10 protein-coding genes are annotated in these 15,275 nt (G+C 74.4%); 9 read left to right on the forward strand and 1 reads right to left on the reverse strand.

The window, feature by feature from the left end:
• The first annotated feature begins 58 nt into the window (after positions 1-58).
• The 5 genes from ACW9J6_RS28060 (at position 59) to ACW9J6_RS28080 (ending at position 6,826) form a co-directional block, all read left to right on the forward strand.
• Entirely contained in the window at positions 59-2,029 is a 1,971-nt protein-coding gene (locus ACW9J6_RS28060) for an aconitate hydratase (RefSeq protein WP_457119636.1), read from the forward strand.
• A 32-nt stretch (positions 2,030-2,061) separates the two neighbouring features.
• The gene (locus ACW9J6_RS28065; RefSeq protein ID WP_457119637.1) at positions 2,062-3,300 is read left to right on the forward strand and encodes a CaiB/BaiF CoA transferase family protein; all 1,239 of its coding nucleotides are present in this window, start codon (positions 2,062-2,064) and stop codon (positions 3,298-3,300) included.
• Positions 3,297-4,223, forward strand: a complete 927-nt coding sequence (locus ACW9J6_RS28070; RefSeq protein WP_457119638.1) for a hydroxymethylglutaryl-CoA lyase — start codon at positions 3,297-3,299, stop codon at positions 4,221-4,223. Before ACW9J6_RS28065 ends, ACW9J6_RS28070 begins: the two co-directional genes overlap by 4 nt.
• Positions 4,224-4,466: 243 nt before the next feature.
• Positions 4,467-5,822: an MFS transporter gene (locus tag ACW9J6_RS28075; RefSeq protein WP_457119639.1), complete on the forward strand. Its 1,356-nt coding sequence runs from the start codon at positions 4,467-4,469 to the stop codon at positions 5,820-5,822.
• 62 nt (positions 5,823-5,884) lie between these two features.
• A complete protein-coding gene (locus ACW9J6_RS28080) occupies positions 5,885-6,826 on the forward strand; it encodes a LysR family transcriptional regulator (RefSeq protein WP_457119640.1) in 942 nt (313 codons plus the stop codon).
• Positions 6,827-7,078: 252 nt separating this feature from the next.
• Here the strand turns inward: ACW9J6_RS28080 and ACW9J6_RS28085 are convergent, their stop codons facing one another.
• Entirely contained in the window at positions 7,079-7,990 is a 912-nt protein-coding gene (locus ACW9J6_RS28085) for an alpha/beta fold hydrolase (protein WP_457119641.1), read from the reverse strand.
• A gap of 305 nt (positions 7,991-8,295) precedes the next feature.
• Here ACW9J6_RS28085 and ACW9J6_RS28090 point away from each other — a divergent pair, with 305 nt between their 5' ends.
• From ACW9J6_RS28090 to ACW9J6_RS28105, 4 genes are all read left to right on the forward strand, one after another.
• A complete protein-coding gene (locus tag ACW9J6_RS28090) occupies positions 8,296-11,019 on the forward strand; it encodes a bifunctional diguanylate cyclase/phosphodiesterase (RefSeq protein ID WP_457119642.1) in 2,724 nt (907 codons plus the stop codon).
• Positions 11,020-11,096: 77 nt separating this feature from the next.
• Positions 11,097-12,401: a cytochrome c gene (locus tag ACW9J6_RS28095; RefSeq protein ID WP_457119643.1), complete on the forward strand. Its 1,305-nt coding sequence runs from the start codon at positions 11,097-11,099 to the stop codon at positions 12,399-12,401.
• The gene (locus ACW9J6_RS28100; protein ID WP_457119644.1) at positions 12,398-12,883 is read left to right on the forward strand and encodes a (2Fe-2S)-binding protein; all 486 of its coding nucleotides are present in this window, start codon (positions 12,398-12,400) and stop codon (positions 12,881-12,883) included. The genes ACW9J6_RS28095 and ACW9J6_RS28100 overlap by 4 nt, the downstream gene beginning before the upstream one ends.
• The gene (locus tag ACW9J6_RS28105; RefSeq protein ID WP_457119645.1) at positions 12,880-15,081 is read left to right on the forward strand and encodes a molybdopterin cofactor-binding domain-containing protein; all 2,202 of its coding nucleotides are present in this window, start codon (positions 12,880-12,882) and stop codon (positions 15,079-15,081) included. Before ACW9J6_RS28100 ends, ACW9J6_RS28105 begins: the two co-directional genes overlap by 4 nt.
• Positions 15,082-15,275 lie beyond the last annotated feature (194 nt).

Raw genomic sequence — 15,275 nt, forward strand, 5'->3', positions numbered from 1 at the left:
GACATGCGCCCCGGCGCCCTGGAGCGACGATGGCCCGCCGCGTGCGGGCGAGGGAGGGATGCCCGTGGCTGCGAACCTGGCGCAGAAGCTGATCCGCTCGCACCTCGTTGAGGGACGCGCCGTCCCGGGCGAGGAGATCGCCCTGAAGGTCGACCAGACCCTGCTGCAGGACGTGCTCGGCACGCTCGTCATGCTCGAGCTGGAGGCGATGGGGATCGAGCGGGTCAAGGTCGGCCTCGCCGCCCAGTACGTGGACCACAACCTCGTCCAGAACGACCACCTCAACGCGGACGAGCACCTGTTCCTGCGCAGCGCCTGCCGCCGCTTCGGCGTCTGGTACAGCCGGCCGGGCAACGGCATCAGCCACCCGGTGCACATGCAGAATTTCGGCAGGCCCGGGGAGGTGCTGGTCGGTTCCGACAGCCACACGCCCGCGGCCGGCTCCCTCGGCATGCTGGCCTTCGGGGCGGGCGGCGTCGAGGTGGCGCTCGCCATGGCGGGCGAGCCGCTCTACCTGCGCATGCCGCGGGTCTGGGGGGTTCGCCTGACCGGCAGCCTGCCGCCCTTCGTCAGCGCCAAGGACGTGATCCTGGAGATGCTGCGCCGCCACGGCGTCGAGGGCGGGTTCGGCCGCATCATCGAGTATCACGGCCCTGGCCTCGCCGGCCTCTCGGCCATGGACCGGCACGTGATCGCCAACATGGGCGCCGAGCTCGGCGCCACAACCAGCGTCTTCCCCTCCGACGAGGCGACCCGCCGCTTCCTCGCCGGCCAGGGCCGCGAGGCGGACTTCGTGCCGCTCGCGGCCGACGAGGGGGCGGCTTACGATCTCCACGAGGAGATCGACCTCTCCACCCTCGAGCCGCTGATCGCCAAGCCGTCGAGCCCCGGCAACGTGGTGCCGGTGCGCGAGGTTGCGGGCGAGGAGATCTATCAATCCTACATCGGCTCCTCGGCCAACCCGGGCTACCGGGACATCGCGGTCGTGGCCGAGATGGTGCGGGGCCGCCAGGTCCACGACCGGGTCTCCCTCGACATCAACCCGTCCTCCCGGGCGGTGCTGGAGACGCTGATCCGCGACGGCCGACTCTCGGACCTCGTCCACGCGGGCGCGCGCATCCACCAGGCGGGCTGCAACGGCTGCATCGGCATGGGCCAGGCCCCGGCCTCGGGCCGCAACTCCCTGCGCACGGTGCCGCGCAACTTTCCCGGCCGCTCGGGCACCCGCGAGGACAGCGTCTTCCTGTGCAGCCCGGAGACCGCCGCCGCCTCGGCGCTCACCGGCGTGATCACCGATCCGCGCAGCCTCGGCCTCACGCATCCGACCGTCGCCGAGCCGGAATCGCCGGTGGTGAACCGCGCCATGCTGGTGGCGCCGCTGCCCCCGGCCGAGGCCCGCGCCGCGCGCCTGGAGAAGACCCCGAACATCACCACGCTGCCCGAGCTCGGGCGCATCGGCGACGCGATCCGGGTGCCGGTCCTGCTCAAGGTCGGGGACGACATCTCGACCGACGACATCATGGCGGCCGGCGCCCGGGTGATGCCCTACTGGTCGAACATCCCCAAGACCAGTACGTTCACCTTCGAGGGGATCGACCCGACCTACCCGGAGCGGGCCAAGGCCGAGACGCGCGGCCACGCCATCGTGGCGGGCACCAATTACGGCCAGGGGTCGAGCCGCGAGAACGCGGCGCTGGCGCCCCGCTACCTCGGCCTGCAGGTGGTGCTGGCCAAGGCCTTTGCGCGCATCCACTGGCAGAACCTCGTCAATTTCGGCGTCCTGCCGCTCGCCTTCGCGGATCCGGCGGAGTACGACGCGCTCCAGCCGGGCGACGTCGTGGCGATCGACGGGATCGCGGCCGCGCTCGCGGCCGGCCCCGACGTCACGGCGCGGGTGAACGACGGCGCCCGCACGCTTCGCCTGCGGCACGACCTCTCGCCCCGCCAGATCGACCTGCTCCTGAAGGGCGGCGTCATCAACTGGCTGCGGGAGCGGCTCGGCACCGCGCCCCTCGCCGCCAGCGCCTGAGCCCCGATCCATCCCATCAAGGAGCGCGCCCGATGTCCGCGACCCCGTCCCCCGCCTCCGGCCCGCTCGCCGGCCTCCGGGTCATCGAACTCGGCCACTTCGTGGCGGCGCCCTTCTGCACGCGGCTGCTGGCCGATCTCGGCGCCGAGGTGATCAAGGTCGAGCCGCCGGGCGGCGACCCGGTGCGGCAATGGGGCCGCCAGGTCGAGGGCGCCGGCGCGCCCTGGTGGTCCATGCACGCGCGCAACAAGCGCAGCATCGTCCTCAACCTGAAGCATCCGAAGGCGGTCGGGATCGTCCTCGACCTCGTGCGCGGCTGCGACGCGCTGGTGGAGAACTTCCGGCCCGGCCAGCTCGCCAAGATGGGGCTCACCCGCGACAAGCTGGAGGCGGCCCGCCCCGGCCTCGTCATCGCGCAGATCTCCGGCTACGGCCAGGACGGGCTCTACCGCGACCGCGCCGCCTTCGGGGTGATCGGTGAGGCGATCGGGGGCCTGCGCTACCTCACCAACCAGGCGGCCGGCACCTCGGACCTGCCGCCGGTGCGGGTCGGGGTCTCGATCGGCGACTCGATCGCCGGCCTCTACGCGGCCTTCGGGGTCGTGGCGGCGCTCTGGGCCCGCGACCGCCGCGAGGGCGGGGACGGGCGCGGGCGCGTCCTCGACGTGGCGCTCACCGAATCCGTGCTCTCGATGATGGAGGGCATGCTTCCCGAGTACGGCGTGTTCGGCACCGTGCGCCAGCCGGCCGGCGCCCGCATCCCCACCGCCGCCCCGTCCTCCGCCTACCCGACCGCCGACGGCGGCTGGATCCTGATCGCGGGCAATTCCGAGCCGATCTTCGAGCGCCTGACCGCGCTGATGGGCCAGCCCGAACTCGCCCGCGATCCCCGCTTCCAGGGCAACCGGCTGCGGGTGCAGAACGTCGAGGCCCTCGACCGCCTGATCGGCGAATGGTCCGCGCGCCACAGCGCCGCCGACCTCGACCGCATGCTCGCCGAGGCGGACGTGCCGGCCACCATCGCCTACACGGCGGCCGAGATCGCCGCGGACCCGCAGTTCCGCGCCCGCGGCATGGTGCGGGAGGTGGAGGATCCGGCCTTCGGCACCGTCCTGCAGGCCGGCATCGTCCCGCACGTGCCGGACGATCCGGGCACCGTGCGCTGGGCCGGCCCGGCGATCGGCGCCCATACCGACGCGATCCTGAGCGGGGACCTCGGCCTCTCCGCATCCGAGATCGAGACCCTGCGCGCCGAGGGAGTGGTGGCATGACGGAGAGCGTCACGATCGTCGAGGTGGGGCCGCGCGACGGCTACCAGGGCATCGGCCCCTTCATCCCCACCGCGCGCAAGCTCGACCTGCTGGAGCGCCTGCACGGGGCGGGGCTCACCCGGATCGAGATCGGCTCCTTCGTGAGCGCCTCGGCCCTGCCGCAGATGCGCGACACGCCGGAGATCCTGGCCGCCTGCAGCCGTTTCCCCGACCTCGCGCCGCAGGTGCTGGTGCCGAGCGAGCGCCGGGGCCGCGACGCGGTGGCGGCGGGCGCCGAGCGGCTCGTCTTCGTGCTCTCGGTCTCGGAGGCGCACAACCGCAACAACGTGCGCCGGTCGCCGGAGGAATCCGCCGAGGAATACGCCCGGCTCCTCGCGGCGATCCCCGCGACGGTCGCGATGCGCCTCGACCTCGCGACCTCCTTCGACTGCCCCTTCGAGGGCCGCATCCCGGTGGAGAAGGCGCTCGCCCTCCTCGACCGGCTGGTACCGGCCCGGCCCGACGCCGAGATCTGTCTCTGCGACACGACCGGTCGCGCCGACCCCGCCCACGTCGCGGACCTGGTCGCGGCGGCGCGGGCGCGCTTCCCGCAGGTCGGCGCCTGGGCGCTCCACGCCCACGACACCTACGGGCTCGGCCTCGCCAACGTGATGGCGGCGTACGGGCAGGGCGTGCGGGTGTTCGACGCCTCCTTCGCGGGGCTCGGCGGCTGCCCCTTCGCGCCGGGCGCCACCGGCAACGTCGCCACCGAGGACGTGGCCTGGATGTTCGCCCGCATGGGCGTGCCGACCGGCATCGACCTCGACGCGCTCATGCCCGTCGCGCTGGAGGGCGCGGCGATCCCGGGCGGGCAGTCGGGCGGACGGGTGCGCGCAGCGCTCTCGGGCCGGCCGGAGGCCTGCGCGGCGGTGTCGGCGGCTTGAGCCGACCGGACCTAACCCTCCCCCCTCTGCGGGGGAGGGTGCCCCGCGGAGCGGGGCGGGAGAGGGGAACCCCGGTGCCGGGTCGACCTGAAGGGTAGTGAAGGGCGCCCCATCGTGAGGCGTGGTTCCCCTCTCCCGGCTCACTCCGTTCGCCAGCCTCCCCCGCAGAGGGGGGAGGGTTCGCGTCAGCGCCACCCGCTCCACACCAACCAACGCTCAAACAACCCCCGAGGGAGGAACGCCATGTCCGTCACCACCGCCCTGCCGCAGGAGGGCGCGGCCGCGCCCTGGTACGCGGGGCTCACGCCGCGCCACTGGCGCATCCTCTGGGGCAGCTATCTCGGCTGGATCTTCGACGGCTACGAGGCGGTCGCCCTCGTCTACGCCCTCGGCCCGGCGCTCACCAGCCTGCTCACCCCCGAGCAGGCCCAGGCCAAGCCCTTCTACGTGGGCGCGGCGATCGGCATCACGCTGCTCGGCTGGGGCATCGGCGGGCTGCTGGGCGGCATCGCGGCCGACTACATCGGCCGCAAGCGCATGATGATGCTCTCGATCCTCGGCTACGCGAGCTTCACGGGGCTCACCGCCTTCGCGGACAGCTTCTTCACGCTCGCGCTCCTGCGCTTCATCACCGGCATCGCCATCGGCAGCGAGTGGAGCACCGGCATCGCCCTCGTCGCCGAGACCTGGCCGAACAAGGCGCGGCCGAAGGGCTGCGGCTTCCTGCAATCCGGCTTCGGCGCGGGCGCGGTGCTCGCCGCGATCGTCTGGCTGGTGCTCAGCGCCACCAACCCGCTCGGCGCGGAGAGCTGGCGCATCATGTTCGCGCTCGGCGCGCTCCCGGCCTTCGTCTGCCTCTACCTGCGCCGCGCGCTGGAGGAATCCGAGCGCTGGATGACGGCGCTGAAGGAGCAGCGCTGGGCCGCCACCGAGGAAGATGCCGAGCACGGCGCCGCCCGCACGAGCGCCCAGCGCCCCTTCACCCTGGCGGAGATCTTCCGCGAGCCGGAGAGCCGGCGGCGCGTGCTGCTCGCCACCGCGATGTCCTTCGCCACCACCGTCGGCTGGTGGGCGGTGTCGTCCTGGCTCCCGGCCTACACCGAGGCGCTCGCCAAGGCGGCGGGCGAGCCCGCGGGCGTCTGGGGGCCCCGCATGGGCATCATCTACAACATCGGGGCGATCTCGGCCTACGTGGTCTCGGGCTTCGTCGCCGACGCGATGGGCCGGCGGCCCTTCCTGCTCCTCACCTATCTGGGCTCGATCGCCACCTCGCTGCTGGCCTATCTGTGGACCGGGGGCCTCGCCCCGTTCATGGTCATCGCCTTCCTCAACGGCGCCTTCACGCTCGGCTTCGCCTTCAGCTGGATGGCGATCTACCTCGTCGAATTGTTCACCCCGGCCGTGCGGGCGACGGCGGCGAGCTTCGTGTTCAACGGGGCGCGGCTCATCGCCTGGGTCTTCCCGATCATCGCCGGCCAGATCGTGACCTCCTTCGGGGGCGTCTCCCGGGCGGCCCTGATCATGAGCAGCGTCTACGTGATCGGGCTGATCGTGCCGTGGTTCGTCCCCGAGACCGCCGGCAAGCCCCTGCCGGAGTGATCCCCGGCTTCGCCTCCCCGGCCGGACCCGCTAAGGTTGCGGCCTGCGGCGGGGGAGGGGCCATGGATCTGCGCCAGTTGCGCTACTTCGTGGCGATCGTCGAGCAGGGCTCGCTGTCGCGGGCGGCGCAGACGCTCCGGGTGGCGCAGCCGGCCCTGAGCCAGCACCTGCGCAACATGGAGGAGGAACTGGGCGTCGTGCTGCTCCACCGGGGCAGCCGCGGCGCCCTGCCGACGCCGGCCGGCACGCGGCTCCTCGCCCTCGCCCGCACGATCATCGCCGAGTTCGCCACGATGCGCGACGTGGTGCGGGGCGAGGATGACCTGCCCTCCGGCACCGTGCATCTCGGGCTGTCCGGCACGGTGAGCGAACTTCTCGGCGTGCCGCTGATCGAGGCGGTGCGCAGCCGCTACCCGGGGATCCAGCTGCGGGTGCGCGAGGCGATGAGCGGCTTCGTGCTCGACTGGCTGCGCAAGGGCGACCTCGACCTCGCGGTGGTCTACGGGGTCGCCGACCCGCGGGGCCTCACCGTCCGCCCCGTCCTGACCGAGGATCTCTGCCTGATCGGGGCGCCGGCTCTGCGGGGCGTGCTGGCCGGGGAGGGGGAGGAGATCCCGCTCCGCCGGGCCGCCGCGCTTCCCCTGATGCTGCCGAGTCCCGCCCAGGGCCTGCGCGCGGTGATCGACGCCGCGGCGACGCAGGCCGACCTCGTCCTGTCGCCCGAGATCGAGGTCGATTCCTACGCCCAGCTCAAGCTCCTGGCGGTGCGGGGGCTGGGCTTCGGCATCCTGCCGGAGGCCAACGTGCAGCAGCCGGTGGCGAGCGGGGTTCTGACGCGCTGGCGCCTCGTCGATCCGCCGATCCGCCGCGAGGTCTGCCTCGCCCACCCGGCCGAGCGCCCGCTCTCGGCGGCGGCCCGGGCCGTGGTGGAGACCGCCTGGGAGACGATGCGCCGGCTCGTCCGGGAGGGAATCTGGGCGGCGGTGCTCGCCGGGGAGGCGTGATTTTCATTCAGTTTGGCGATGGTGAGCCAAAGCATCATAGCCGGCAGATGGCAACAAATCGACCTCCTCATGCTGAGGTGCGACCAAAGGGAGCCTCTGGTGGGCCGCAGGCCCGCACGCACCCCTCAACAGCCCATCCAAGACGGCCTTCACTTGGATTGACCCTCGGGAGTGCTTCGAGGCTGCTGCGCAGCACCTCAGCATGAGGTGTGTTGTGTCTTCCAGAAGCGTGGGAGAGGGGCGGGCCGCCCGCTACCCCGCCGCCATCCGCCCCGCGAAGAACCGGGCGATTTCCTCCGCCGCGCGGTCGGGCGCCTCCACGTGGACGAAGTGCCCCGCCTCCTCGACGCGGTCCGCCTGGAGATCGGAGAAGGTCCGGTCGAGGCAATCCATCCACGCGACCCGGATGATCGGGTCGCGGGCGCCCCAAAGCACCCGGGTCGGCACGGGGATCGGCGGCAGGGCCGGGGCCTCGCCGGCGATCACCTGCTGGCGCGAGGGAGCCGCCGACAGGTACCAGTCGAACCCGCCCTGCAGGTTGCCCGGCCGCATGAAGTTGTCGATGAAACGGTCCATCATCGGCGCGAAGGCGGCCGGATGGGCGCTCCAATGGCGCAGGAAGTGCCCGATATAGGTCGCGCAACTCTCCCGCGAGGCGCCGACCAGCCCGGCCGCGAAGGGCTGCTGGTTGAAGTACTGGTACCACGTCTCCTTCAGGTGGGAGGCCTCGGCCCAGCGCGGCCCGATGCCCGGCGTCGGGCAGTTGAAGAAGAACAGGCCCGCCAGCCGCTCCGGATGCCGCCGCGCGAAGGCCTGCATCACGTAGGCCCCCACGTCGTGCCCCACGAGCCCGACCCGCGCGAGGCCGAGGGCGTCGAGGAGCGCCAGGAGGTCGGCCGCGTGGGCCTCGGCGTCCACGTGCGGGTCGGGCGGGGCCGCCGGGTCGCGGCCGGTCTCCCCGAACCCGCGCAGATCCGGGGCGATCAGGTCGAACCGCCCGGCGAGGCGCCCCATCAGGGGCTCCCAGGACGCCCAGAATTCCGGCCAGCCGTGCAGGAGCACCAGGGGCGGTCCCTCGCCCGCCCGCGCCACGTGCTGGCGCAGGGACGGGAGGGTGACCGTGGCGTGGCGGATCGCCGGGGCCGGACTGGTCGAGGTGGGCATGGCATCTCCTCCGGTCCGGGTGCGGGCCGCCGCTCTCCGGATCCCGACCTCATCTTAAGGCGGATCCCGCCCGTCGTCCCGGTCGGACCCGGAGCCGCGCCGAAAGTCGCAACGTGTCAAAGTTATCTCGTCATTCTGCGATCCATTTAATCTCCGATCAGCATTCAATCGCTATCCTCCATCCTTAGATCAATGCTGATCGGTCAGCATATCCAAAGACACTTCGTCGCTTCGGTCCGTCACCGCGGATCCGGGGCGCATCGGCGGGGGATGTCGCGACGTCACGCGGCGGGCGGGAGGGCAGGATGGAGCGAGGAGCGGGCGCCCGGATCACGCGCGGGGCGGGGGCGATGGCGACCGCCCTGCGCCCGCGCCCGGCCGCGCTCCTGGCGGCGGCCGGCGCGCTGCTCGCCCTGCTGATCGCCGGGGCCGCCGGCCTCCTGGTCAAGGACCTGCACGACCGGGCGATCGCGGATGCCGAGCAGGACCTGACCCGCCTGTCGATCGTGCTCGCCGAGCAGGCCGACCGGGCGCTCCAGGCGATCGAGATCGTGCAGCAGGGCGTGATCGACGACGTGCGCTCCGGCCCGGCCGTCACGGAGGAGGCCTACGTCGCGCAAGTCTCGACCCGCGCCATGCACGACCTGCTCCGGGCGCGGATCGCGGCGCTGCCGCAGGTCAACGCCATCACGGTGATCGACGCGACCGGCCGCCTGCGCAACTTCTCCCGCTACTGGCCGATCCCGGACGTCACCATCGCGGACCGCGACTACTTCACGGCGCTCGCCGCCGACCCGGCCCTGCAGCGCTTCGTGAGCCGGCCGGTGCAGAACCGCGGCGACGGCGCCTGGACGATCTACATCGCCCGGAAGGTCTCGGCGCCGGACGGCCGCTTCCTCGGCCTCGTCCTCGGGGCGGTGGAGCTGCGCTACTTCGAGCGCCTCTACGGAGAGATCGCCCCGGCCCCCGACTACGTGATGTCGATGTTCCGCACGGACGGCACGCTGCTGGTGCGCCATCCCCACCGCGAGGGCACGATCGGCCGCAGCTTCGGCGGCGCGGGCGCGCCGCTCATCGCGGCCCTGGGCGCGGCGAGCGGGGTGCTGCGCAACGTCAGCCCGATCGACGGCCAGGACCGGCTGATCGCGGCCCGCGGTCTCGCCAACGTCCCGGTCCTGTTCAGCATCAGCCGCACCACCGGCGCCGCCCTCGCCCCGTTCCGGCGGCAGGCGGCGGTGCTGGCCGCCGCCGCGCTCCTCCTCGATCTCGGGATCCTCGGGCTCGTCCTGCTCGGCGCCCGACAGTTCCGGGGACAGGAGCGGCTGGCCCGGGCCGAGGCGGCGCGGGCGGCGGCCGAGGAGCGCGAGCGCGGCGAGCGGGATCTGCGCACGCATTACGCCCGCTTCGGCACCGCCCTCGACAGCATGACCCAGGGCCTGTGCCTGTTCGACCGGGACGACCGGCTCGTCCTGACGAATGCCCGCTTCGCCGCCATGCACGGCGTGCCGCCCGCGCTTCGTCAGCCGGGCACGCCGCTCGCCGACCTCCTCGCCCACCTCGCCCGGGACGGGTCGGAGACCGCCCGGCGCCTGCTGCCCCGGCCGGGGGGACCGGACGCGCCGGCCGCCTTCACCTGCGACCTCGCGGACGGGCGGGCGCTGGGCGTCGTCTGCGCGGCGATCCCCGGCGGGGGCTTCGTCTGCACCCACGAGGATGTCACGGAGCGCCATCGCAGCGAGGCGCGCATCGCCCACATGGCCCGCCACGATTCCCTCACCGGCCTGCCGAACCGCATCCCCCTGCGCGAGTGGATGGAGGAGGCGCTGGCCCGGCACGGGGCCGGCGAGGTCGGCGCGGTCCTCTGCCTCGACCTCGACGGGTTCAAGATCGTCAACGACACGCTGGGCCACCCGGCCGGCGACGCGATCCTGCGCCGCGTCGCGGGCCGCCTCGCGGAGGTCGTGGGGGCCGGCGACCGCGTGGCGCGGCTCGGCGGCGACGAGTTCGCGATCGTGCAGGCCGGCGCCGCCCAGCCCGCCGGGGCCGCCGCCCTGGCGGCGCGGATCGTCGAGGCGCTGCGGCGGCCCTTCACCCTCCAGGGCCAGCAGGTGGCGATCGGCACGAGTCTCGGCATCGCCACGACGGGGCATGCCGCGCCCCATCCCGACGCGCTCCTGCGCAGCGCGGACGTCGCCCTCTACCAGGCCAAGGCCGCCGGCCGCGGCACCTGGCGGTTCTTCGATCCGGCCATGGACGCGGAGATCCAGCGCCGGCACCGCCTCGCCGCCGACCTGCGCCGCGCCCTCGACGAGGGCCAGTTCGAACTCCACTACCAGCCCCTCGTCGAGGCGAAGGGGTCCGCCCTGCGCGGGTTCGAGGCTCTCCTGCGCTGGCGCCATCCGGACCAGGGCCTCGTCAGCCCGGCCGAGTTCATCCCGATCGCGGAGGAGATCGGCCTGATCCGGCCCCTCGGCGCCTGGGTGCTGGCCCGGGCCTGCGCGGACGCCGCGTCCTGGCCGGCGCCGGTCAAGGTCGCGGTGAACCTCTCGCCGGTGCAGTTCAGCGGCGGCACCCTCGTGGAGGATGTCCGCGCCGCCCTGCTCGCCTCCGGCCTCGACCGCGGCCGGCTGGAGCTGGAGATCACCGAATCCGTGCTGCTGCAGGACAACGAGGCCACGCTCGCGGTGCTGCACGCGCTGCGGGCGCTCGGCGCGCGGATCGCCATGGACGATTTCGGCACCGGCTACTCGTCGCTGAGCTACCTGCGCAGCTTCCCGTTCGACAAGATCAAGATCGACCAGTCCTTCGTGCGCAGCCTCGCCGCCGAGGCGGGCAGCGTCGCGATCGTGCGGGCCGTGATCGGGCTCGGCCGGGCCCTGGGGATGAGCGTGCTGGCGGAGGGCGTCGAGACCCCGGAGCAGCTCGCCATCCTGCGCCAGGAGGGCTGCGACGAGGTGCAGGGCTACCTGTTCAGCCGGCCGCGTCCGGGCAGCGAGATCGCCGGGCTCTTCGCCGCGCGGGCGGCCTGACCCGGGAACCGCGGCGGCCGGCGAGCACTTGACGCCCAGGGTTGCGGTCGCGGCCGCCCCGCCCCGGAGCCCTCCGCTTGCGCCTGCGCCCCCTCGCGACCCTGGCCCTGGCCGCTCTCCTGCTCGCGGGGGCGGGCCTCGCGGCGCTGGCCTGGCACCCGGCGATCGATCCCGTCGAGGCCCAACCCGTCCCCGATCCGGCCCTGGTGCGCCGGGGCGAGCGGCTGGCCGGGCTCGGCTACTGCGCCTCCTGCCACACCGCCGAGGGCGGGCGCCCCTACGCGGGCGGGCGGCCCCTCGCCACGCCCTTCGGCACGATCCACGCCACCAACATCACGCCCGACCCGGGCACCGGCATCGGCCGCTGGTCGCTGGCGGCCTTCGCGCGGGCGATGCGGGAGGGCGTCGACCGGGAGGGCCGCCAGCTCTATCCGGCCTTCCCCTACACCCACTATACCGGCCTCTCCGACGAGGACGTGGCGGCGCTCTACGCCTTCTTCGCGAGCCGCGCGCCGGTGAGCGCCCCCGCGACGCCCAACGACCTCGCCTTCCCGTTCAACCTGCGGCCCCTCGTGGCCGGCTGGAACCTGCTCTTCCTGCGCGCACGCCGCTTCGCCCCGGATCCGGCCCGCGACGAAACCTGGAACCGGGGCGCCTACCTGGCCGAGGCGCTGAGCCATTGCGGCGCCTGCCACTCGCCCCGCAACGCGCTCGGGGCCGAGGTCGCCTCCCGCGCCTATGCGGGCGGCGAGGCCGAGGGCTGGTGGGCGCCGCCGCTCGCCCCCGCCTCGCCGGCCCCTCTCGCCTGGGACGAGGCGAGCCTCGCCCGCTACCTGCGCGATGGGGACCCGCTTCACGGCGGGGCGGCCGGCCCGATGCAACCGGTCGTCGCCGCGCACGCGGCGGCCGACGACGCCGACCTCCGCGCGCTCGCCCGCTACACCGCCGGCCTCTTCGCCGGGCAGCGGGCGCCCGGCCCGGTCGACCGGGCCGTTGCCGACGATCCCGCCCTGGCCCGCGGCGCGCGGATCTACGCGGGGGCCTGCGCGGTCTGCCACGAGAGCGGCGGCGGCGCCTTCGGCGGCGTGCCGTACACGACGCCGCATCTGGGCCACCGCACCGCCCTGGCGGCGCCCGACCCGCGCAACCTCCTGCAGGTGGTGCGCGACGGGGTCGCGCCGCGTCCCGGTGCGGTCGGGCCGATCATGCCCGCCTACGGCGCGACGCTCACGGCCGCGCAGGCGGCGGACCTCGCCGCCTACCTGCGGGCGCGCTTCTCCGCCGCCCCGCCCTGGCCGGACCTCGCCGGGACCGCGGCCCGGCTCTGGCCCGCCCCGCCCGCCCGGCGCATCGCCGACACGTCGAGGGAGACGCGCCCGTGACCACGCTCGCGCTCAACGGCGAGACCCGCCGCATCGAGGCCGACCCGGAGACGCCGCTCCTCTACGTCCTGCGCGACGCCTGCGGGCTCAACGGCGCCAAGTTCGGCTGCGGGCTCGGCCAGTGCGGCGCCTGCACGGTGGTGGTCGACGGGCGGGCGGTCCTGTCCTGCGTCACGCCGCTGGGCGTGCTGGAGGGGCGCGCCGTCACCACCGTCGAGGGGCTCGGCACCCCCGAGGCGCCCGGCCCCCTGCAGGCCGCCTTCATCGCCGAGAACGCCGCCCAATGCGGCTACTGCATCGCCGGCATGGTCATGCGCGCCCACGCGCTGCTCCTGGAGAACCCCAATCCCGACGCCGCCGCGGTGCGCGAGGCCCTGCGCCTCAACCTCTGCCGCTGCGGCACCCACAACCGGATCGTCGCGGCGATCCTGCGCGCGGCGCGCCGGCAGGCCGCCGGGCTTTCCGGGGAGGAGACGCCGTGACCGGCTGCACCGTCTCCCGCCGGGCGCTGCTGGGCGGCGGGGCCGCCCTGGTGGTCGGGTGCGCCCTGCCGCGCGCCGCCCCGGCGGCGGAGGTGCGGGCCGGCAGCCTCAAGAGCCTTCAGGCCGCGCCCGGGGTGGAGGCCTGGGTCCAGGTCGGCAGCGACGGGCGCGTCACGGTCCTCACCGGCAAGGCGGAACTCGGCCAGGGGATCAGGACGGCGCTCCTCCAGGTCGCCGCCGAGGAGCTCGGGCTCGACCCGGACGCCCTCACCCTCGTCACCGCCGACACCGCCCGCACCCCCGACGAGGGCTACACGGCGGGCAGCCACTCGATGCAGGATTCCGCCACCGCGCTCCGGCAGGCGGCCGCCACCGCCCGCGCCCTCCTCCTGGCGGAGGCCGGGACCCGCCTCGGCCTCGATCCCGGGACGCTGCGCCTCGACCAGGGCGCGGCGATCGCGCCGGACGGGCGGCGCCTTCCGGTGGCCGATTTGGCGGCGGGAGCCGCCCTGAACGGGCCGGTCTCGCGGGAGGCCGCCCTCACCCCGCCGGACCGCTACCGGGTGGTCGGCCGGGCGCTGCCGCGGGTCGACATCCCGGCCAAGGTGGCGGGCGGCCCGGCCTACCTGCACGATCTGCGCCCGGAGGGGCTCGTCCACGCCCGGATCCTGCGCCCGCCGCGGCCGGGGGCGCGGCTCGTGCGCCTCGACGCGGAGGCGGTGGCGCGCCGTCCGGGCGTGCTGGCGGTCCATCGCGACGGCGGCTTCGTCGCCGTGCTGGCCGAGCAGGAATACGCGGCCGTGACGGCCCAGCGCGCGCTCGCCCGGGCGGCCGTGTGGGAGGGCGGCGAGACCCTGCCGGCGGATCTCTTCGCGGATCTCGCCGCCCTGCCGGCGCAGCGCACCGTGATCCATTCGGCCGGGCCGGAGGCGCCGCCGCCGGGCCGGTCCTACCGGGCGCGGTTCCGCCGCCCCTACCAGATGCACGCCTCGATCGGCCCCTCCTGCGCCCTCGCCCTCTTCGCGGAGGGGCGCCTGACGGTCTGGAGCCACGCGCAGGGGATGTTCCCGCTGCGCACGGCCATCGCCGAGATGCTGGGGCTGCCCGAGGAGGCGGTGCGCTGCATCCATGCGGAGGGCTCGGGCTGCTACGGCCACAACGGCGCCGACGACGCGGCCGGCGACGCGGCGCTCCTCGCCCGGGCGCTTCCCGGCCGCCCGGTGCGGGTGCAGTACACCCGCGAGCAGGAGCATCTCTGGGAACCCTACGGCACCGCGATGATCACCGAGGTCGCGGCGTCGCTGGGGGAGGACGGGCGCATCGCCGGCTGGGACTACGTGGTGCGCAGCCCGACCCACCTGACCCGGCCGCCCGGCGCCGGCCAGCTCCTGTCGGCGCGCCTGCTCGCCAAGCCCTTCGCGCCGCCCCCGCCGAAGCCGATCCCGCAGCCCGAGGGCGGCGGCGACCGCAACGCCATCCCGCTCTACCGCCTGCCCCAGGCCCGCATCGCCCACGACTTCGTGCCGGCGATGCGCCTGCGGGTCTCGGCCCTGCGCAGCCTCGGCGCCTACATGAACGTGTTCTCGATCGAGAGCGCGATGGACGACCTCGCGGCGCTGGCCGGGCGCGACCCCGTCGCGTTCCGCCTCGACCACCTGGACGATCCCCGCGCCCGCGCGGTGGTGGAGGCGGCGGCGCGGGATTTCGGCTGGGGGCGGGTGCTCGACGCGGAGCGCGGGGCGGGCCTCGCCTTCGCGCGCTACAAGAATCTCGGCGCCTACGCGGCCATCGCGGTCGAGGTGGCGCTCGACCGCGACTCGGGGGCGCTGCGGCTCCTGCGCGCCCAGGCCGCCGTCGATGCGGGCCAGGCGGTGAACCCGCACGGCATCCGCGACCAGATCGAGGGGGGCATCATCCAGGCGATGAGCTGGACCCTGTTCGAGGAGGTGCGCTTCGACCCGGAGGGGATCCGCAGCCGCGACTGGAGCACCTACCCGATCGCCCGCTTCCCGCAGATGCCCGAGCGGATCGACGTCCGGGTGATGGACCGGCCCGGCGAGCCCTTCCTCGGGACCGGCGAGGCGGCCCAGGGCCCGACCGCGGCGGCGATCGGCAACGCCCTGCGGCAGGTCTCGGGCCTGCGCCTGCGCGACCTGCCGCTGCGGCCGGAGCGGGTGAAGGCGGCGCTGGAGGCGTGAAACGGTTTCCGCGCGATGGCATCGCCGGGCGGAACGTCATGGGTCTTCGCCGGCAAAGCCGATCCTGGCGGATGGATCCAAGAGGCATCCCCTCGATGCCGGACGCCCCTTTTCCGGACGACTGTAGCGCCCATCGCCGTTGCTGATGAGCGGACGCTTCGCGGAGTCTTGCGCTGGTTTCCGGGTCGCATTCC

The sequence above is a fragment of the Methylobacterium sp. JK268 genome, from assembly GCF_054052225.1.